General features: G+C 62.4%; 17 protein-coding genes and 1 riboswitch. Of the genes, 15 read left to right on the forward strand and 2 right to left on the reverse strand.

Annotated features, from left to right (window positions below):
* The first annotated feature begins 18 nt into the window (after positions 1 to 18).
* The 3 genes from HZ993_RS20220 (at position 19) to HZ993_RS20230 (ending at position 3,478) form a co-directional block, all read left to right on the forward strand.
* The gene (locus tag HZ993_RS20220) at positions 19 to 465 is read left to right on the forward strand and encodes an Lrp/AsnC family transcriptional regulator (RefSeq protein WP_209394496.1); all 447 of its coding nucleotides are present in this window, start codon (positions 19 to 21) and stop codon (positions 463 to 465) included.
* 69 nt (positions 466 to 534) lie between these two features.
* A riboswitch (TPP riboswitch) is annotated at positions 535 to 637 on the forward strand.
* 77 nt (positions 638 to 714) lie between these two features.
* Complete coding sequence (locus HZ993_RS20225; protein WP_209394497.1) at positions 715 to 2,880, forward strand: TonB-dependent siderophore receptor; 2,166 nt, start codon at positions 715 to 717, stop codon at positions 2,878 to 2,880.
* A gap of 64 nt (positions 2,881 to 2,944) precedes the next feature.
* A complete protein-coding gene (locus HZ993_RS20230) occupies positions 2,945 to 3,478 on the forward strand; it encodes an AAA family ATPase (RefSeq protein WP_209394498.1) in 534 nt (177 codons plus the stop codon).
* 390 nt (positions 3,479 to 3,868) lie between these two features.
* Here HZ993_RS20230 and HZ993_RS20235 read toward each other — a convergent pair whose 3' ends face one another.
* Positions 3,869 to 5,266, reverse strand: coding sequence for a hypothetical protein (locus HZ993_RS20235; protein ID WP_209394499.1), 1,398 nt, complete (start codon positions 5,264 to 5,266; stop codon positions 3,869 to 3,871).
* Between the two features lie 517 nt (positions 5,267 to 5,783).
* Here HZ993_RS20235 and HZ993_RS20240 point away from each other — a divergent pair.
* The 10 genes from HZ993_RS20240 (at position 5,784) to HZ993_RS20285 (ending at position 14,146) form a co-directional block, all read left to right on the forward strand.
* Positions 5,784 to 6,476 (forward strand): crotonase/enoyl-CoA hydratase family protein, encoded by a 693-nt coding sequence (locus HZ993_RS20240; protein WP_209394500.1) that lies wholly within the window; start codon positions 5,784 to 5,786, stop codon positions 6,474 to 6,476.
* A 189-nt stretch (positions 6,477 to 6,665) separates the two neighbouring features.
* On the forward strand, positions 6,666 to 7,829 hold the full coding sequence (locus HZ993_RS20245) for an efflux RND transporter periplasmic adaptor subunit (RefSeq protein ID WP_245213708.1): 1,164 nt from the start codon (positions 6,666 to 6,668) through the stop codon (positions 7,827 to 7,829).
* Positions 7,826 to 8,557 carry an ABC transporter ATP-binding protein gene (locus tag HZ993_RS20250; protein ID WP_209394501.1) on the forward strand — a complete coding sequence of 244 codons (732 nt, stop codon included), beginning with the start codon at positions 7,826 to 7,828 and terminating at the stop codon, positions 8,555 to 8,557. Before HZ993_RS20245 ends, HZ993_RS20250 begins: the two co-directional genes overlap by 4 nt.
* The gene (locus HZ993_RS20255; protein WP_209394502.1) at positions 8,539 to 9,747 is read left to right on the forward strand and encodes an ABC transporter permease; all 1,209 of its coding nucleotides are present in this window, start codon (positions 8,539 to 8,541) and stop codon (positions 9,745 to 9,747) included. Before HZ993_RS20250 ends, HZ993_RS20255 begins: the two co-directional genes overlap by 19 nt.
* A 3-nt stretch (positions 9,748 to 9,750) precedes the next feature.
* Positions 9,751 to 10,953 (forward strand): ABC transporter permease, encoded by a 1,203-nt coding sequence (locus tag HZ993_RS20260; protein WP_209394503.1) that lies wholly within the window; start codon positions 9,751 to 9,753, stop codon positions 10,951 to 10,953.
* Between the two features lie 86 nt (positions 10,954 to 11,039).
* Positions 11,040 to 11,417: a response regulator gene (locus tag HZ993_RS20265; RefSeq protein WP_209394504.1), complete on the forward strand. Its 378-nt coding sequence runs from the start codon at positions 11,040 to 11,042 to the stop codon at positions 11,415 to 11,417.
* Positions 11,410 to 12,033 carry a hypothetical protein gene (locus HZ993_RS20270; RefSeq protein WP_209394505.1) on the forward strand — a complete coding sequence of 208 codons (624 nt, stop codon included), beginning with the start codon at positions 11,410 to 11,412 and terminating at the stop codon, positions 12,031 to 12,033. The genes HZ993_RS20265 and HZ993_RS20270 overlap by 8 nt, the downstream gene beginning before the upstream one ends.
* Positions 12,034 to 12,043: 10 nt before the next feature.
* A complete protein-coding gene (locus tag HZ993_RS20275) occupies positions 12,044 to 13,051 on the forward strand; it encodes a diguanylate cyclase (protein ID WP_209394506.1) in 1,008 nt (335 codons plus the stop codon).
* Positions 13,052 to 13,076: 25 nt separating this feature from the next.
* The gene (locus HZ993_RS20280; protein WP_209394507.1) at positions 13,077 to 13,538 is read left to right on the forward strand and encodes a FecR domain-containing protein; all 462 of its coding nucleotides are present in this window, start codon (positions 13,077 to 13,079) and stop codon (positions 13,536 to 13,538) included.
* Entirely contained in the window at positions 13,535 to 14,146 is a 612-nt protein-coding gene (locus HZ993_RS20285) for an OmpA family protein (RefSeq protein ID WP_209394508.1), read from the forward strand. The genes HZ993_RS20280 and HZ993_RS20285 overlap by 4 nt, the downstream gene beginning before the upstream one ends.
* 103 nt (positions 14,147 to 14,249) lie before the next feature.
* On the opposite strand, the gene HZ993_RS20290 is transcribed toward HZ993_RS20285, so the two are convergent.
* Entirely contained in the window at positions 14,250 to 16,436 is a 2,187-nt protein-coding gene (locus HZ993_RS20290) for a CHASE2 domain-containing protein (protein ID WP_245213709.1), read from the reverse strand.
* Between the two features lie 108 nt (positions 16,437 to 16,544).
* Between HZ993_RS20290 and HZ993_RS20295 the strand changes: the two genes are divergently transcribed.
* Both HZ993_RS20295 and HZ993_RS20300 read left to right on the forward strand, forming a co-directional pair.
* Entirely contained in the window at positions 16,545 to 17,909 is a 1,365-nt protein-coding gene (locus HZ993_RS20295) for a hypothetical protein (protein WP_209394509.1), read from the forward strand.
* A gap of 192 nt (positions 17,910 to 18,101) precedes the next feature.
* The gene (locus tag HZ993_RS20300) at positions 18,102 to 18,431 is read left to right on the forward strand and encodes a hypothetical protein (protein WP_209394510.1); all 330 of its coding nucleotides are present in this window, start codon (positions 18,102 to 18,104) and stop codon (positions 18,429 to 18,431) included.
* Positions 18,432 to 18,439: the final 8 nt, after the last annotated feature.

Genomic DNA, 18,439 nt, shown 5'->3' on the forward strand with positions numbered 1-18,439 from the left:
TATGATTTTTCCGAAGCCATGAGTACCGTTGCATTGCGTGACCAACTGGACCGCGACCTGCTGGCGCTGTTACAGGCCAACGCCCGCGCCTCCACCGCCGACCTGGCCCGCCAGCTGGGCGCCGCCCGCACCACGGTGCTGGCCCGCCTGGGCCGCATGGAGCGTGAGGGGGTCATCGCCGGCTATACCGTGCGCCTGGGGCAGGATGTGCGCGACATGGGCTTGCAGGCCTTTGTCGGCATCACCGTGCAGCCCAAGGCCGGCCGTGAGGTGGTGCGCCAGATCTCGCGAATGCCCGAGGTACGCCAACTGTGTGCGGTCAGTGGCGAGTTCGATTACGTGGTGCTGCTACGCGCCGAGTCGGCGTTGCGCATGAATACGTTGTTGGATGAGATGGGCAACTTTGATGGCGTGGTGAAGACCACCACCTCCGTGGCGCTCGAATGGAAGATTGACCGGACCTGAGTAGCAAAGGCCAGCCCGCGTGCCCCCCCGTTTACAATCGGGTTACCGGGCCGGTATTCACTGCCAGCCCGCAAACGCTAGGGGTGCTGACTGTCGTGAGGCGGTCGGCTGAGATAACACCCTGGAACTTGATCAAGGTAATACTTGCGCAGGGAAGCGTGGTGAGTACATGCCCTTGTTCCATCTATGGAGCGCCGGGCCTATCGACTATCCGCGTTCCCCTGCCATCGAACGAAAAGGTGAACTGCGATGGCGCTCCGTCTGAATCTGAAACTGTCCCCCTGTGCTGCCGCATTGGCCGTGATGTTTGTCACACCCGTCTGGGCACAGGCTGGCGCCCAAAGCCTGCAAGGGGTCACCGTCACCAGCAAGGCCGCACCGGTGCTGGATGTAGACCGGGCTGACGTGGGAGGCCTGGGCCAGGCGCTGGCCAAGACGCCGCAAAGCGTCTCCGTTCTGGGTGCGGATCTGCTGGCCGCCACGGCCTCCAGCAGCCTGTCGCAGATCATCAAGCTGGATGCCTCGCTGGCGGACAGTTACAACACCACGGGCTACATCGAGGGCATGTCGGTGCGCGGTTTCCTGCTGGACCAAAACAACAACTATCTGCGCAATGGCCTGCCGGTGACCAACTATGCGCCCGCTGCGCTGGAGAACAAGGAGCGGATCGAGGTCTTGAAGGGTGTGGCCGGCTTGCAAGCCGGTGTGTCTGCCCCCGGTGGCCTGGTCAATTTTGTTACCAAGACTCCGCAGGCGGACGCGTTCACGGCTGCTTCTATCGGTGGAGACGGCAACGGCGGCAGCAAGGTGCACCTGGACAGCAATGCGCATTGGGGCGCGGTCGGTGTGCGCGTCAATCTGGCAGCCGAAGACCTGCGCACGCAGTTTGACCGTGCCGACGGCAAGCGCGAATTCGCCAGTGTGGCCTTGGCCACAACTGCGGCACCCGGTACCAAGCTATCCGCAGATCTGGAATACCACCACAAGAAGCAGCCCTCGGTCCCTGGCCTGGGCTTGTTGGACACCAATGGCGATGGCGTGGCCGACACGCTGCCGGCCAGCAACTATTCGCGTTTGAACCTGAACAACCAAAGCTGGTCGCAGCCCTTTGAGTCCACCAGTACCAACGCCCAGTTGGCCATCGACCACCAGATCAACACCGACTGGCAGGCCCGTGTGGGTCTGGGTACGCAGCGCACCGTGGCGCACGACCGCCTGGCTTTCCCCGATGGTTGCAGCACCGGCCCCAATTATGTCTACCCCGGGCTGTGCGCCAACGGCGATGTGGATGTTTATGACTACCGCAGCGAAAACGAAGAGCGCAGCACCTGGGCCTGGGACGCCAAACTGCAGGGCCGGTTGGGAACACAACACCGCGTGACGATGGGCCTCAGTGGCCGCAGCGCCCGTACCGATCTCAACCCGACGCAGGCCTACAACTTTGCAGGCACCACGAATATCGACCGCCCCATTGCCCTGCCAGGCGATGGCGCGGCCAACGACCTCAACACCAACAGCCGCGAACGCGCGGTTGACGTGCATGCCTCGTTGGTCAGCGACCTGAGCACCACGGTGCAAAGCTTTGTTGGTATCCGCACTTCACGCGTAACCCGCAGCAGCGAACGCAGCGACGGCTCCCGTGCCATCGCGTTTGAGCAAACGGTGACCACGCCATGGGCCGGCCTGTCCTGGTCGCCACTGGCCGGCACCATGGTCTATGCATCCTGGGGCCAGGGTACTGAGCTGGAGGCCGTGCCCAACCGTTCCAACCGCTTTGTGAATGCGGGCCAGGTATTGCCGGCATTGAAGAGCGAACAAACCGAGCTGGGCATCAAGTGGCAGATGAGCCCCCGCATGCTGGTAACCGCCGCAGCCTTTAACATCGACAAACCCTATGCTGACGACCAGCCCACCGCCAGCGGCATACCCCTGCGTGTTGCCGGCGGCAAGACTGCACGGCACCGCGGCCTGGAGCTGGCGGCCGTGGGCCAGGTGGATGCGCAGTTGTCGGTGCAGGCCAGCCTGAGTTTGCTGGACGCCAAGTACACCGCAGCAGTAGACCCCGCCTTGGTGGGCCAGACCGTGACCAATGTGCCCAAGACCAAAGCCTCGCTGTTTGCGGATTACAAAATCGCAGCCTTGCCCGGCCTGTCGCTCAGCGGCTTGGTAGCACACGAGAGTGGCAAGACCGTTACCGCCGATGGTTCGGTCAGCCTGCCTGCCGCATGGCAGCTGGATACCGGTGTGCGCTACCAGAACCGCCTGATGGGCAAATCCACCCAGTGGGCGCTGAATGTGGAAAACATCACCGACCGCAGCTACTGGCGCGAGGCCCCCACGCAGTACTGGGGCGCCAACTATGTGTTCCCCTCCACACCGCGCACGGTGCGGGCCCGCGTCACGGTTGAGTTTTAAAAACTTGTGGGTCAGACCACTCGCGAAGCGATGTGCTCTGACCCCAACGGATTAGAAGGAAGCCATGGAACCACGCCTCATCTGCCTGATAGGCGCAGAGTGCACCGGCAAGACGACGCTGGCCCAGGCCCTGGCCGAGCAGTTGGGTGGGCTGTGGGTACCGGAATACCTGCGCAGCTTTACGGACCAGCAGGGCCGCACGCCCGAGCGCACGGAGCAATTGCAGATCTTGCAAGAGCAGGTGCGCCAGGAAACGCAGGCCCTGGCCACCGCCCGCCGCCAGCAAAAGGCCCTGGTGTTTTGCGATACCGCGCCCCTGCTCACCGCGGTTTACAGCGATTGCGTTTTTGCAGACACCTCGCTCTACCCGCAGGCCCATGGCCTGCATGCGCGCTATGCGCTGACCCTGCTGCTGGAGCCTGACATTCCGTGGGTGGCCGATGGCCTGCAGCGGGATGGCCCGCAGGCTCGCACCGCCGTGCACGCGCGTATCGGGCAGGCTCTTGCGGACTGGGCGTGGCCGCATGTGCGCATTGCAGGCACAGCCGAACAGCGGCTAGCGCAGGCGTGTGACGCGGTGGCTAGCGCTGTGCGCTGAGGACGTATACAAAGAATTGGCCGATAGCCCCCGATAAATATGGCGGTACCGCTATCGAAATGATAGTATTCACTAGGTGGATTCCTGCGGCAGCGTTCGGGCTGTTGGCCCCCGCCTCATACTGTCAAAGGACCAGAAATCGGCGGGGGCCAACAGCCCGAAACGCTGCTAAGGTGTTTGTTTTGGACGCGAGTGTGGAAGGACAGTTCGGGGCCGACTCCCGACGTTGGCGAGTGACTGGTAACTGGCAATCAGTTCATCGATTCTTCCATCGGTAGGGGGACTCCACCAGCCAGATCGCAGGCACTTCGGGTTAGGCTATGTATTCGTCCTAGGTCTTTTCTGCTCGATCGCCACCGTGAAAGACGACCAATCTCACTGGCTAACTCTCTAATTAATCAGAGCCTTGGGTCGGGCTTGTGCCCGCCCGGCGGCTTCCAAAGCACTTAACTCAGCTAGCGGAATGCTAATCGTCCAAGCCTTCTTGTTTTCCTCACCAATGGAGTGTCCGTACACGCCATGAATTAGAAATGCTGAGCGCACCAACTCAAACTTCACCGGCTCAAAATTCAAAACGGTGGATGCGATCCAAGGAGTCAATGGGGCAACCCGCGCGCGCCAAAGAAATTGACCCTCGAAGTCCGCTCCCAAAATCGTGAGCTGGTTACTTGGACCCTGTCGCACTGTTACGAGTTGAGTCCCCGTTGTGCCCCATTTCCTTATGCCCAGGCGTTCACTGTTAACTCGAACGATCTCGCCACGACTTGGTACAGCCAGCTCAGAATAAAACAACCAGGCACCATACTTCGTTGCCGCAGCATAGCTATCTGACCAAATCGGCCATTCATGTAGTTCTTTGAAGTCACCACCGAATGGCCTGTCGGTAGATTTCAGCGTCTTTAACAACCCGCCTTCACTCATTTGCCCTATTTGATCGAGCGCTTCTGGAATCTCCTCGATGACAACCGCAGAGCTAGTGAGGTTCCAGCGCCGAGAATCAATGACTGCGTCCTTTGATGCCTCAATACGATTGAGCAGCAAGCTATACCCGCTCACTCCATTCTCGCAACGACTTGCATTCGTACGCCGATCCCAAAACGGAATCTGCTGTGTTTTGGTAGCGACTCTGAATGCATCGGTGACACGCGCCAACGTATTTTTCGACTCCCGATCCTCAAGAACCCAGGTGGAGAATTGATTGGCCCATCCAGTTCGGATTTCTCTCACAACATATTTACCCAATGGATTGTCAAGGTAAGAGATTTGCAGGCAGGTCCCAGGTTTCACCGGTGGCTGTTCAGTAAAGAATTCTTTTTTATCCCTTTCAAGTGGGTAGAAACAATTGGGTGAATCCTTGTCGCCTAATTCCAGATGCGCGTACGTATGTTGCATCGACGCGGGCGACCAATCATCGCCGCCGTCGGCAACGCCTTTGAGTCCCAACTTGATGTCGATTGAACTTAGTTTGACGGATGTGAGTAAATGCGCAATGTCACCAGACCGCAACCCACCTGTTTCATCGACCAAGCTATCTATAGCGATTGGTCCATTGCGACTCTCCGAATTGCATAACTTGGAACTTTCAGTGCGGGCTGCATTCCAGATGCTGCCTTCTAGAAAGACCGTCAACCCTGGATACCAAACCGGGGAGAGCAACACCGTTACGATCAAGAACCCTATCAATTTGCCCGCCGGTGCTTTAAATAGCTTGAAGGCTATAAAGTAGGCACCAAAACATAGCATTGCGACGCCGAATGCGAATAGTAATAACAAGTGCTCTACGTACATGATCACCTCACCTTAGTAACATACAGAGCGCTCCCAGCATCTGCACGCCTAGGTTTTACCACGTGGAAATTCCTACCCGACTTCACGATCAAGTTTGCCACAGCACACATGTGGCAGCCATTCTCATTGTGCAATTCGATCTAGTCATCCGTAATGTTGTAAGGCGTACCACCCTTGATCCCACAGGCTCAACCGGGACTGATTCTCGTGCGAAGAAGTCATAGATCATTTGCTTTGGTGGGATCATGATTGCGGCAAACCTGCTGGCTGGATTTCCTGTCGTAAGTGACCGGTTACTAGTAATTTGGGGTCGAACTCGGGCTTGCAGAGCCGACTCGCCAAATTCAGCTAAGTGTCTAGAACGGTTCGATAGCACATTCCACGCCGAGGGCAGATGGCATGGCCGGTGAGCAACGCCCGGTCGGCGATACAGTCGCCTCTGGATCAATCGGCCCACATCCCCCTGCGGTAGACTGCCTCAATCGTTCCCCTCAACCTTTTGCAGGACCCCACCACCATGACCGAACTCGTCGCCTACAGCCTGGAAGACGGCATTGCCACCCTGACCCTGAACAATGGCAAGGTCAACGCGTTTTCACACGAGCTGATTGCAGCGTTCAATAGCGGACTGGACCAGGCCGAAGCGGCCGGTGCGGTCGTCATTGTTACCGGGCAGCCCGGCATTCTGAGCGGTGGTTATGACCTCAAGGTCATGATGGCCGGGCCACAGGCCGCCATTGATCTGGTCGCGGCCGGCTCCACGCTGGCGCGGCGCATGCTGGCCCACCCGCAACCCATCATCGTGGCGTGTCCCGGCCATGCGGTGGCCAAGGGTGCCTTTGTGCTGCTGTCGGCTGACTACCGGATTGGGGTCGAAGGTCCGTTCAACATTGGCCTGAACGAGGTCAAGATCGGCATGACCATGCACCATGTGGGCATTGCCCTGGCGCGGGACCGGTTGACCACACCGGCCTTTCAGCGCTCGGTCATCAATGCCGAAATGTTCTCGCCCCAGGGCGCGCTGGCCGCCGGTTTCCTGGACCAGGTGGTGGCGCCCGAGCAACTGCTCAGCGCGGCAGTCGAAGTGGCACAGCAGATGAAGAAGCTCAACATGACAGCCCACAAGAACACCAAGCGCAAAGTGCGCAAGGCGCTGCTGGATGGGCTGGATGCCGCCATCGAACTGGATAAAACCATCAGTTTGATGTAGTGCTTGTTAGTGTTTTAGGCCTCTAGCCCCCGTCGAAACTCATCGTGGCGCTATTGTTTTAGTAGTGTTTGGCAGATGGTGCGGCTCGGTCGGGCCTGGGCCGGGACTCCACCAGGCTTGCGTTGGGTCAAGTCGCCGCGCCGGGGCGACCCCTAGAATGGTTGAATCCCCACGCCCCGAGACCGCCGCATGTCCTCCACCCTGATCCGCCGCCTTTTGCTTGCACTTTTGGTCCTGGGCCTGCTGGGTGCAGGCATTTGGTGGGCCAAACGCACCAAACCGGTGGCCGTGCTGGTGACCACCATTGACCAGGGCCGGGTCGAATCCAGCATTGCCAACACCCGCGCCGGCACGGTCGAGGCCTGCATGCGCACCAAGCTCTCCGCCACCATGGGTGGGCGCATTGAGGTGTTGGCGGTCAAAGAGGGTGACAAGGTCAAAAAAGGCCAGCTGCTGATGAAGCTGTGGAACGACGACCAGCAGGCCCAAAGCAGTTTGGCCATGGCCCAGGTAGAGACGGCGCGCAAACGCGTGGTCGAGGCCTGCACCGTGGCAGCCAACGCCGAGCGCGAGGCCGAGCGGCAGACCACGCTGTTCAAACAAGGTTTTATCTCCGGCTCGCGTGACGAACAGGCCCGCTCCGAGGCACAGGCCCGCCGCGCCGGGTGCGACGCCGCCAAGGCCGATGTGGCCCAGACCCAGGCCCGTGTCAACGCCACACGCGTGGAGCAAAACCGCACCGTGTTGTATGCACCCTTTGCCGGCACCGTGGCCAAGATCGTGGGCGAGGTGGGTGAATATTCCACTCCGTCCCCACCCGGTGTGCCCACTCCACCGGCTATTGATCTGATTGACGACACCTGCCTCTATGTGCGCGCACCCATGGACGAGGTGGATGCGCCCAAGATCAGCGCCGGGCAAACCGTGCGCATCAGCTTCGATGCCCTGCCCAAACAGTCTTTCCCCGGCAAGGTCAAGCGCGTGGCACCGTATGTGTCGGCGGTGGAGAAGCAGGCCCGCACGGTAGATATTGAAGCCACACTGGACATTGCCGCAGACAAAACTTCACCCCGCCTGCTGGTGGGCTACAGCGCCGACGTGGAAGTGGTGCTGGCCCTGCGCGAGAGCGTGGTGCGCGTGCCCACCTCGGCCTTGCAGGAAGGCGGCCGCGTGCTGCTGGCAGGTGCAGACGGCACCTTGCAGGAACGCAAGCTCAAGACCGGCCTGGCCAACTGGGAGTACACCGAGGTGCTCGAAGGCCTGGCGGCCGGTGACAAGGTGGTGACCTCGTTGGAGCGCGAAGGTGTCAAGCCGGGTGCACATTTCGTTGTGGACGAAAAGCAAAAGAAATGACTGCCCCCGCGCAAATTGAGCTCGCTGGCATCGAGCGGGTCTTCCATCTGGGTGACTCCGAGGTGCATGCGCTGCGCAACCTGAGCCTGAGCATTGCGGCCGGGGAATACGTGGCGGTCATGGGCCCATCGGGGTCCGGCAAATCCACGTTGTTGAATTTGCTGGGCCTGCTGGACCCGCCCAACAGCGGTGTTTACCGCCTTGAAGGGCGCGATGTGACCACGCTGTCGCCCGACGAACAGGCGAAGGTGCGCAGCGAGCGCATAGGTTTTGTGTTCCAGAGCTTCCACCTGGTGCCGCGGCTCACCGCTGCAGAGAATATTGCCCTGCCTATGGTGCTGGCGGGACTGGCCCCCGCGCAACGTGCCGCTCGGGTCAAACAGGCGCTCAAAGACTACGGCCTGGAGAACCGCGCCGACCACCGGCCCGATGAACTCTCGGGCGGGCAGCGCCAGCGTGTGGCCATTGCACGCGCCACCATCATGCAGCCGGCCATGATCCTGGCGGATGAACCCACCGGCAATTTGGACCGCGCCACGGGCGAAGAAGTGATGCGCCTGCTGGAGGGCCTCAACGCCCAGGGCGTGACCCTGATCATGGTCACCCACGACGCTGTGCTGGGTGACCGTGCCCACCGCCAGTTGCGCATGGAAGATGGTGGCATTCAGCGCGACGTGCGCAACCCACCCCCCGTTGCAAGCGATTCGCCATGCGCAGCTCCGACCTGATCCGCTTCGCGCGGGACGCAGCCACGGGCAACCCGCTGCGCGCCTCGCTGCTGGTGTTGGCCATGGCGATTGGCGTGGCGGCGGTGGTCGTTTTGACGGCCTTGGGCGACGGCGCACGTCGCTATGTGATGAACGAGTTTTCCTCCCTGGGCAGCAACCTGGTCATTGTGTTGCCCGGGCGTTCCCAGACCGGTGGTTTCAACCCCGGCAACGCCATCACCAACACCACGCGGGACCTGACGATTGACGATGCCCAGGCCCTGCAGCGTGCAAGCGCCGTCCACCGCGTGGCACCACTGGCCGTGGGCACGTCCGAGATCAGTGCCGGTGGCAAGCTGCGCGAGGTCATGGTGGCGGGCACCGTGTCGCAGTACGCACAGGTGCGCCAGCTGGCACTGGCCCAGGGGCGGTTTCTGTCGCCGGGTGACTGGCGCCGGGGTGCTGCAGAGGCGGTGATCGGCTCCAAGGTGCGCGACGAGATTTTTGGTACCGCGCCCGCGCTGGGGCAACTGGTACGCATTGGCGACCGGCGCTTTCGTATTGTGGGCGTGCTGGGTAACAGCGGCCAGGGCCTGGGCATGAACACGGATGAGCTGGTGTTTGTGCCGGTTTCATTGGCGCAGGCCATGTTCAACAGCAACACCCTGTTTCGCATTTTGGTGGAGGCCACGGGGCGCGAAGCCATTGGCGCGGCCAAGCAGCAGGTGGCCGACATCATCCAGTTGCGCCACGAGGGCGAGCAAGACGTGACCGTGGTCACGCAGGACGCCGTGTTGGCCACCTTTGACCGCCTGTTGGGCGCACTCACACTCGGCGTGGCCGGTATTGCCGCCATCAGCCTGGCGGTGGCCGGTATCCTGGTGATGAATGTGATGCTGGTCTCGGTGAGCCAGCGCACCGCCGAGATCGGTTTGCTCAAGGCCCTGGGCGCCACCGGTGGTCGTATACGGCTGTTGTTCCTGGCTGAGGCCAGCATGCTGTCGCTGACCGGCGCGGTGGCCGGATACGTGCTGGGGCAACTGGCTGCGGCCCTGATCCGCCAGCTGTACCCCACCTTTCCGGCCTACCCGCCGGATTGGGCGGTGTTTGCGGGGCTGGCCACGGCACTGAACACCGGCATTTTGTTTGGTGTGTTGCCTGCGCGTCGCGCTGCCAAGCTCGACCCGGTGCAGGCTTTGTCCAAACGCTAAGACATGCTGATAAGCGACGCCATACGCCTCGCCCTGCGCGCCATCGTGGCGCAGCGGCTGCGCAGCTTTCTCACGCTGCTGGGCATTGCCGTGGGTATTGCCTCGGTGATCTTGCTGACGTCGATTGGTGAGGGCATACACCGCTTTGTGCTGGCCGAGTTCACCCAGTTTGGCACCAACATTGCCAGCATCTCGCCGGGCAAGGTCAAGACATCTGGTCCGGCACCCACCGGCATACCGACGTCCGTACGCCCGCTCACGCTGGACGACGCTCGGGCCTTGCGCAACCTGCCCCATGTGACCGGCATGACGGCCACCGTCTGGGGCAATACCGAAGTAGGCGGCAATGGCCGCATACGCCGCACAACGGTCAATGGTGTAGGGGCCGACATGCTCAAGGTCTACAGCATCAAGGTCAAGACCGGCCAGTTTTTGCCGGATGAGGCGCTGGAGAACGCCCGTGCCTTTGTGGTGCTGGGCGCCAAGCTCAAGGCTGAGTTGTTTGGCAGCACCAACCCCTTGGGCGCACGGGTGCGCGTGGGCAATCTGCAGTTTCGCGTGATTGGGGTGCTGGAGGCCAAGGGCCAGTTCTTGGGTGTGGACCTGGACGACGCGGCCTACATCCCCACGGCGCGGGCGCTGGAGCTCTACAACCGCGACGGCATGATGAAGATCGACCTGGCCTACGAAGAGGGTGTGCCCGCGGCGCGTATTGTGGCCGCCGTCAAAAACACCCTGACAGCCCGCCACGGCCGGGAAGATTTCACCATCACTACCCAAGAGGACATGCTGCGCACGCTGTCCAACATCCTGGACATTTTGACGATGGCTGTGGGCGCGTTGGGCAGCATCTCGCTGCTGGTGGGCGGGGTTGGCATCGTCACCATCATGACCATTGCGGTGAGTGAACGCACCAGCGAGATCGGGCTGATGGTGGCGCTGGGCGCGCCGCGCAAAACCATACTGGGGCTGTTCCTGGGCGAGGCGGTCACGCTGTCGGCCATTGGGGGTGTGATGGGGCTGGTGCTGGGCATGGGCCTGGCACAACTCATCCACTTTGCGGTGCCCGCCCTGCCGGTGCACACACCGCTGAGTTTTGTGCTGCTGGCCGAAGGCATCGCCATTGTGATTGGTCTGCTGGCCGGTGTATTGCCAGCCCGCAGTGCGGCCCGACTGGACCCGGTAGATGCATTGCGCACCGAGTGAATACGCACCACAAAGCTTGCCACCTTGCACACCAAAAGTGCGATACTGGAATGGACGCACAAGACCGATAGCGCCGAAAGGACACCATGACTGCAACCCTGCTTGTTGTTGACGATTCCAAGAGTTCGCGCAAGGTCAATCTGGCCCTGCTGCGCGAACTGGTTGGTGACAGTGCGCTGTACCTGGAGGCCAGTGGCGGCCAGGAGGCATTGGACCTGTTGGCCGAACGGTCGGCAGACCTGGTGCTGCTGGACCTGACCATGCCCGGCGTCAGCGGCTTTGATGTGTTGGCCGAGCTGCAGCGCCGCGCTTTCAAGGCGCCCGTGGTGGTGGTCAGCGCCGACATCCAGAAGCTGGCACAAGAGCGGGTGGCCGCCCTGGGCGCGGCAGGTTTTATTGCCAAACCCATACAAATGGACGCCTTGCGCGCCGCGTTGACCAAAGTGGGGGTGCTCCATGTCTGAAGCCCTGTTTGACGAAGACGAACGCGACGTATTGGGCGAGACGGTCAACATCGCCATGGGCAAGGCCGGTGCCACACTGGCCGAGGCCTTCTCCGGGTTTGTCAACCTGCGTGTGCCCGACATCCGCTCTGTAGGGGCCTCTGACATACAGGACACCCGGGCGCGCCTGGTCAAGACCTATGAACGTGTCAGCGTGCTGGAGCAGGAGTTTTTTGGCGAGCTGGCAGGCCATATCGCCGTCATCTACGGCCCGGCCAGTTATGCCGCCCTGCGCGATGTGCTGGGTTTTGACGACCGTGATGGTGATGGCCGCAAACAGCGCGAAGAGTTGTTGCTGGAGCTGGGCAACGCGCTGGCAAGCACCTGCGTGTTGGAGATTGCTGCCCTGCTGGAGTTGCGCACCGGTTTGCGCCCCCCACGCGTGGTGGCCTTTGATGTGCCGTCTGCCGAGGCCGACTTGCGCCTGTTTGGGGACGCCCAGGCCTGGACCGGGCAGACGCTGCAGATCGACATCGTGTTCCACCTGGAAGCCCACGAGGTGCCGTTTGAACTGATGATCAAGGTCAAGCCCGATTGCCTGCCTGCGGTGAAGCAGAGCCTGGCCAAACGTATCTGATGGCGTAGTTATGGACCGGGTTTTTGATACACGCCTGCCGTTTGACTTTCCGCGGATCATTGACGATCTGCTGCCCGTTGGCATGGTGGTGGTGGACCGGCGTTTCACGGTAGTCATGTGGAACCGGTTCATGGAGCTCAACAGCAGCATGCGCGCCGAGTCGGTGTTGGGCAAAAACCTGTTTGATGCCTTCCCCGAGCTCAACCGCAACTGGCTGGAGAAAAAGATCAAAAGCTGCCTGGTGCTCAAGACTGCATCTTTCAGCTCCTGGCAGCAGCGGCCCTACCTGTTCCGTTTTAAGGTCTCGTCCATGGATTCGGGAGAGGCCGACTTCATGCACCAGGACGCCTCCATCTTCCCGGTCTACGACCACGAAGGCGTGGTGCAGGGCGCTTGTATTGCCATACAGGATGTCACTGCCATTGCCGAGGCCAAGCTGCTGCTGGACCGCACCATGGACCAGGCGCTGGATCTGGAGGAAACCAGCCAGCGCGATGGCCTGACCGGGCTGTACAACCGCAAGTTTTTTGACGAGCAGATCACCCAGGAAATTCTCAGCTCCCGCCGCTATGGCTGGCCACTGGCCCTGGCCATGATTGACATCGACCACTTCAAAACGGTGAACGACACCTTTGGCCATGATGGAGGCGACGCGGTTTTGCGCAACATCTCCACCCAGCTGCGCGGCATGCTGCGTGCGTCCGACACCCTGTGCCGTTACGGTGGTGAAGAGTTTGCGTTGATCCTTCCGCACATCAACCAGGACAGCGCCAGTGTGTTGCTGGAGCGCCTGCGCAAGGCCGTGGAGGGTATGCAGGTGGCACTGGAAGACGGTCAGCAGGTCACCGTGACCATGAGTGTGGGCCTGGCATCCTTGCAGGACGGCATGACCCCCGGCCAGTTGCTCGGCAATGCCGACAAATCGTTGTATGCTGCCAAGCGCGCGGGGCGCAATTGCATCGTTTCGCACGTGGAGCCAGCGACTCCCGCACCCCCATCCCCACCACCTTCCCCCTGAATTTTTCTCCCCGAGGTTTTTCTCCATGCGTTTACTGCAAAACATCTCGCACGCCCTGTGTGCGGCCGCACTGGCGGCGCTGCCGGTGGCCGCCGCCGCGCAGAGTGCCGGCGTGGGGTTTGTCAAAACCGTCACCGGTGATGCCTGGGTGACCACCACCGGCCAGCGTGTCAAAGCTGCGCCCGGCACCGAGGTCGCCATTGGCAGCCAGATCAAGACGGCACCGGGCGCATCGCTGGGCATCACCTTCAAAGACAACACCGTCATGTCCTTCGGGCCCGACACCGAGATGACGGTGGACGCCTACCTGTACGCACCTGCACAGGGTCAGCTGCAACTGAGTACCAGCCTGGCCAAGGGCAGCCTGAACTATGTGTCGGGTGTGATTGCCAAGCTCAAACCCGATGCCGTGACCGTCAAGACGCCCAGCGGCATCATCGGTGTGCGGGGCACCCAGTTCCTGGCCAAGGTGGAGGCCCCGCAATGAGCCGGAACCAGCTTCCCGCACCTGTCGTGAAACTGGCCTGCGCCGCACTGCTGGCAAGTCTCTTGTCCGCCTGCGCCGGCCCCCAATCGTATGTGGCCCTGGTACCCAGCCCGGATGGCAGCCTTGGCAAGGTCAGCGTGCAAGGGCAGCGGGGTGACCAACTGCTGACCCGGGCCAAGCAGGGCGCGCTGCTGGACGGCAGCAAGCCACCCTTTGACGTCAGCGACGAACAACTGCAGCGCGACTTTGGCGCCGCCATGCGGGCCCGCCCCGTCTTACCCGAGCAGTTCTTGCTCTACTTTGAAACCGGTGGCTCGGAGCTGACTGCCGAGTCCAAGGCCCTGCTGCAGCGCGTGGTGCAGTCTGCACTGGCCCGTGCCTCGGTGGATATGTCGGTGATTGGCCATTCGGACACCCAAGGTGCGGCAGACGCCAACGAAGCCCTGGCCCTGGCCCGTGCCACCGCCATCGCCGAGCAACTGCGCGGCATGGGCTTGGCCAACACCGCCATGGCCATTGAGTCGCATGGTGAACGCAACCTGCTGGTGCCCACGCCCGATGAGACCGCGGAGCCACGCAACCGGCGGGTGGAGATTACGCTGCGGTAGAGTTGGGGGTGGATGTGGTTTTGCTATTGTATTAATAGCAATATGACCATATTTTACGGGGGCTAGAGGCCGATTTCACCAATGACCTCTTGGTGGGTTCCCCCTATTTGTCCACCATCACCACCAGGTCATCCACCGCCCCCTGGCGCAGGCGCTGCACGTGCAGCGCCACCAGCGGGTCGTGCGGGTGTGCCACGGCCAGCGCCTCCAACCGCTGCAGCGCCAGCGCCGGGTCTTGGGCCGCACCGTCCACTAGGCAGGCCATGGCCGCGGCGTAGTCATCTGCTGCGGCGCACTGTGCCAGGTCCAGCGTGGCCTCGGGTGCAAACACTGCCAAGGGCTGGCTCTTGCCCTTGAGCAAGACGCGGCCCACCGCGCGCACGGCCACACCCTGGCAACCCTCCAGCAGCGTTGCAGACACACAGACCCGTGTACCCAGGTGTTTGTTGACACCCTCCAGCCGGGCTGCGGTGTTGATGGGGTCACCCAGGGCGCGGTAGTCAAACAGAGTCTTGCCACCAAAGTTGCCCACCATCACCTCGCCGCTGTGCACACCAATGCGTGTCAAGCCCCAGGCCACACCGCGGGCCTGCAGGCGCTGGACGTAGGCGGTGGCAAACGTGTCCATCTCCAGCGCGCAGTCCAGCGCGCGTTGCTGGTGGTCGGCCTGCACCACGGGGGCCGAGAACAGTACCGCCATGGCGTCGCCTACGAAACGGTCCAGCGTGCCCTCATGCCGGAAGGCGATCTGCAACATGCCATCGAGGTAATCGTTGAGCAGGCCCACCATCTGGGCTGGGTCGCTGGCCTCCAGCAGGGGCGTAAAACCCGCCAGGTCGGTGAAAACAAAGCTGCAGACCTGGCGCTGGCCGCCCAGGTGCAATTGCTCGGGGTGGGCCACCAGGTGGTCCACCCGGTTGGGTGACACATAACGCGCAAAGGCACTGCGCAGCCAGCGCTGCTGGCGCTCGCCCACCCAGTGGTGCATGCCGCTGGCCAGGCCAAAGACCAGCAGCATGGCCCATGTGGGGTTGACCGCATCCAGCAGCAGCTGGGCGTGCACAAAGGCATACCAGGCACCGCCCCAGGTGGCGGCCAGTGCCGCCAACAAGGCCAAGGCCGCCCTGCGTGCCGACAGGGCCAAACCCAGCAAGCCCAGCAGCAGGGTGCTACCCAACAGCACCACGGCCTCCAGCCCGGTCGCCCAGGACGGGCGCTGCAAATGGTGGCCCAGCAGCATTTGTTCTACCGCCAGCGCATGGGCCAACACGCCGGGCATTTGCTGGCCCAGGGGGTTGCTGCGCACATCCATCAGGCCCGCGGCCGAGCTGCCCACCAGCACCACATGGCCTTGCAACTGGTCGGCGGCAACGGTGCCGTTCAATACCTGGGCCGCGGACACCACACGCGCTGTGTGGGGCTGGGTGTAGTGCAGCCAGATCTCGCCCTGGGCGTTGGTCGGCACGGTGACCGCGCCGATGCGCAGGTCTTGCACTCCGGCTGCCTGGCTGCGCAGCAGGTAGTTGCTGGCGCCCTGGGCCACCCGCAGGGCTTCGGCGCTCAGGCTGGGCACGGGGGTGGCATCCACACGCAGCAACAAGGGCACGCGGCGGACCACACCGTCGGCGTCGGGTGCTGCGTTGAGCGCGCCCACACCCTTTGCGTTGGCGGTCAGCGCGGGCAGGGGCCACAGTACGGTGTCATAACGCTGCAGCCAGGCGCTGGCCGTAGGGTCGCCACTGCTGACCAGGCGGTAGGGTAGCAGGGGCGTGGTGGCGGGCAGGGCCGCTGTGCTGCCCACTGCCTGGCGCGCCAAGCTGCTGCCCAGCACCACCGGGCTTATGAGCAGACTCTTGGCGAGTGTGAGGTCTGGGTCGGGCAGGTGGGCCAGTGCGGCGTTGGCCTGTGGGTCTTGCCAGAGCTGGGCCATGGCGCTGGGGGCGTTGCGGTCAGGCTCACTTAGCAACACGTCCAGCGCAATGGCGCTGGCACCGGCGCCATGCAGCCGCTCCACCAGCTCGGCCACACGTGTGCGCGGCCAGGGCCACTGCCCATAGGCCTGCAGGGCGGCTTCGTCAATATCCACCACCCGCACCGGCACCGGTGTGTAGGGGCGAGGGTGCCAACGCTGCAACTGGTCAAACTGCGCCAGGCGCAGGTTTTGCACGGCTATGGGGTCGGCCAGGTACAGGGCGAGTGCAGCCAACACCAATACGACGACCCCGCACAGAGCCCACAGGTGGGACAGGGCGCCAGGCAGGGTTGGGAAGCGGCTGGGTGTCAATGGCAAAAAGAGTTGGTGTGCAAGAGGTGCACGGAGGTGAAGAGGCGGCTATATTCTGGCATCAAACGGGCCTGCACCGGCTGTGCCTGCACCCTTGCCAAGGAGTGGATCCCAGTGGCCATTTCCACCATCAACCGTTTTATCTCTCTGTTCGACACGGCGTTTCGCGCGTTGCCGACCACCGTCAGCATGGCGGACACCGAGCGCCTGGCCATGCTGGTCCACCACGCCATGGAGTCCACCCAGCGGGTCTACCACAAGTCTGGCCATGTGTTTGGTGTGTGTGAGGGCATGGGCCCGTTGCAGGTGCTGGCGGGTCTGTTCCATGACATCGTGTACTACCAGCTGGACCAGGGCTTTCCCCAGCACTGCCGCTACTGGCTGCGCGATGTCACGCGTGAGGTGGGTGACACCCTGGTTCTGCAGCCCATACCCGAAGATGACACCGCGCTGGCGCTGTGCGCGCAACTGTTTGACTTTGCGCCGGGCCAGGTCTTGCCCCTGTATGGCGGCATGAATGAGTTTTTGAGCGCCGTGGTGGCGGCCCGTTTGTTGCAACCCCATGTGGGCGTGGCTGATCTGATTGCCGTGGTGGCGTGTATCGAGGCCACGGTGCCGTTTCGCGCACCCGACAGCCAAGGCCACACCGCACCCCAGCGCCTGGCCCGGCGGGTGTACCAGGCCTACTGTGACCGGGTGGATGGTGCTGACGCACAGGCGGCACAAGCCTTTGCCGACCGGGTGGTGCGGGACGCCGTGGCGCTGACCAACCGCGATGTGGGCAGTTTTGCCGAGGCCGACCCGGGGCTGTTTTTGTCCAGCACCTGGTTGTTGATTGAAGAGTCCAACGCGCCGCTGGCCGTGGCCGGCATGTACACGGTGCAGGAGTACCGGCTGGGCCTGTCGCGCATGGAAGGGTTTCTGCGCAGACTGGACCCCCAGCATGTTTTTCACCAGTACCAGGGCCAGCCCAGTGCCCAGGAGTATTTGGAGCTCTATGCCGCGGCCCGCAACAATATTGGCTTTGCGACCGATTTTCTGGGGGCCAAGATCGCCTCCATTGCCATTGTGGAAGCGCTGGCGCTGTGCACCGGTACCGATGCGCCCATTGCCATGTTCCTGGGTGAAATCCGCAGTGCCTATGGCCGACCCGAACGGGTGGAGGACCATCTGCCCGCGGTGCCCGCCAAAGCCGATGTCAACCCCCACCTGCTCCAGGCCTTTGAGAAGGGCCGCACACTGGAATCCAACAACGACCTGACGGCTTCCCCCATCACGGCTTTTGTGTACCGTTATGTCGGCCACCAGGGTACGCTGGATATGCTGGCACTGGCCCGTGAGATGTTTGAGGGGAAGCGCACACCTCTGGCCTTTTTGCAGGCGCTGGACCGGGTGATGGTTTGCGCCATCGTGCGCGGCTGTGCGCAGATTGCGTTGTCGCGGCGGGCGGCTTTGCAAACGCTGGAGCAAAGTCTGTAGCGCGATGTATCTGTGGTGCGCCACAGATACTTCCCGACACACCTGCTTACCGCTTGACGCGGGTGAAGCGGCGATGCTGGGGCTTCGTTGGTATGAGGAGCCCTGGTATGAGGAGACCATTGCGTGGTACAGCCTGACAGACGCAGAGCGCAGGACGCGCCGGCATCCGCACCCATTCCTCTGGAACAGCTGGTGCAAGATGTCTACGCATCGTCGCCGCCCGAGGCACAAAAGCTAATACTGGTCCGCCTGGTAGACAAGGTGTATGAGACAGCGCCCGCCCCCTTGCAAAGCCTGGGCGATGGCGAACAGCGACCGGTGCGCCCCGCCGATGTGGTGGCCATGGTCGAGCATGCCTTGCATGCCGGAGGGGCTGCGCTGGTTGGTTTGACGCGCAGGCTGGCCCATGTGCTGGCCCATACGCCGTCGCTGGCGGGTTCTGGTGCGGCTGCCGTGTTGGTTGCCCTGATGCACAAGCGCACCCACCAGCGCAGGGCAGAAGACCGCGATTTGGTGGACTGAAGGAGCGC

This window comes from Rhodoferax sp. AJA081-3 (assembly GCF_017798165.1).
In the GTDB taxonomy this organism is placed as follows: domain Bacteria; phylum Pseudomonadota; class Gammaproteobacteria; order Burkholderiales; family Burkholderiaceae_C; genus Allorhodoferax.

What these genes read in the sequence shown, in the direction of transcription:
- HZ993_RS20240 (WP_209394500.1), top strand. Translation starts at nt 5,784, where the DNA reads ATGACCGAACTCGTCGCCTACAGCCTGGAAGACGGCATTGCCACCCTG.
- HZ993_RS20220 (WP_209394496.1), top strand. Translation starts at nt 19, where the DNA reads ATGAGTACCGTTGCATTGCGTGACCAACTGGACCGCGACCTGCTGGCG.
- HZ993_RS20235 (WP_209394499.1), bottom strand. Translation starts at nt 5,266, where the DNA reads ATGTACGTAGAGCACTTGTTATTACTATTCGCATTCGGCGTCGCAATG.
- HZ993_RS20255 (WP_209394502.1), top strand. Translation starts at nt 8,539, where the DNA reads ATGCGCAGCTCCGACCTGATCCGCTTCGCGCGGGACGCAGCCACGGGC.
- HZ993_RS20225 (WP_209394497.1), top strand. Translation starts at nt 715, where the DNA reads ATGGCGCTCCGTCTGAATCTGAAACTGTCCCCCTGTGCTGCCGCATTG.
- HZ993_RS20270 (WP_209394505.1), top strand. Translation starts at nt 11,410, where the DNA reads ATGTCTGAAGCCCTGTTTGACGAAGACGAACGCGACGTATTGGGCGAG.
- HZ993_RS20285 (WP_209394508.1), top strand. Translation starts at nt 13,535, where the DNA reads ATGAGCCGGAACCAGCTTCCCGCACCTGTCGTGAAACTGGCCTGCGCC.
- HZ993_RS20265 (WP_209394504.1), top strand. Translation starts at nt 11,040, where the DNA reads ATGACTGCAACCCTGCTTGTTGTTGACGATTCCAAGAGTTCGCGCAAG.
- HZ993_RS20230 (WP_209394498.1), top strand. Translation starts at nt 2,945, where the DNA reads ATGGAACCACGCCTCATCTGCCTGATAGGCGCAGAGTGCACCGGCAAG.
- HZ993_RS20280 (WP_209394507.1), top strand. Translation starts at nt 13,077, where the DNA reads ATGCGTTTACTGCAAAACATCTCGCACGCCCTGTGTGCGGCCGCACTG.
- HZ993_RS20250 (WP_209394501.1), top strand. Translation starts at nt 7,826, where the DNA reads ATGACTGCCCCCGCGCAAATTGAGCTCGCTGGCATCGAGCGGGTCTTC.
- HZ993_RS20275 (WP_209394506.1), top strand. Translation starts at nt 12,044, where the DNA reads ATGGACCGGGTTTTTGATACACGCCTGCCGTTTGACTTTCCGCGGATC.
- HZ993_RS20245 (WP_245213708.1), top strand. Translation starts at nt 6,666, where the DNA reads ATGTCCTCCACCCTGATCCGCCGCCTTTTGCTTGCACTTTTGGTCCTG.
- HZ993_RS20260 (WP_209394503.1), top strand. Translation starts at nt 9,751, where the DNA reads ATGCTGATAAGCGACGCCATACGCCTCGCCCTGCGCGCCATCGTGGCG.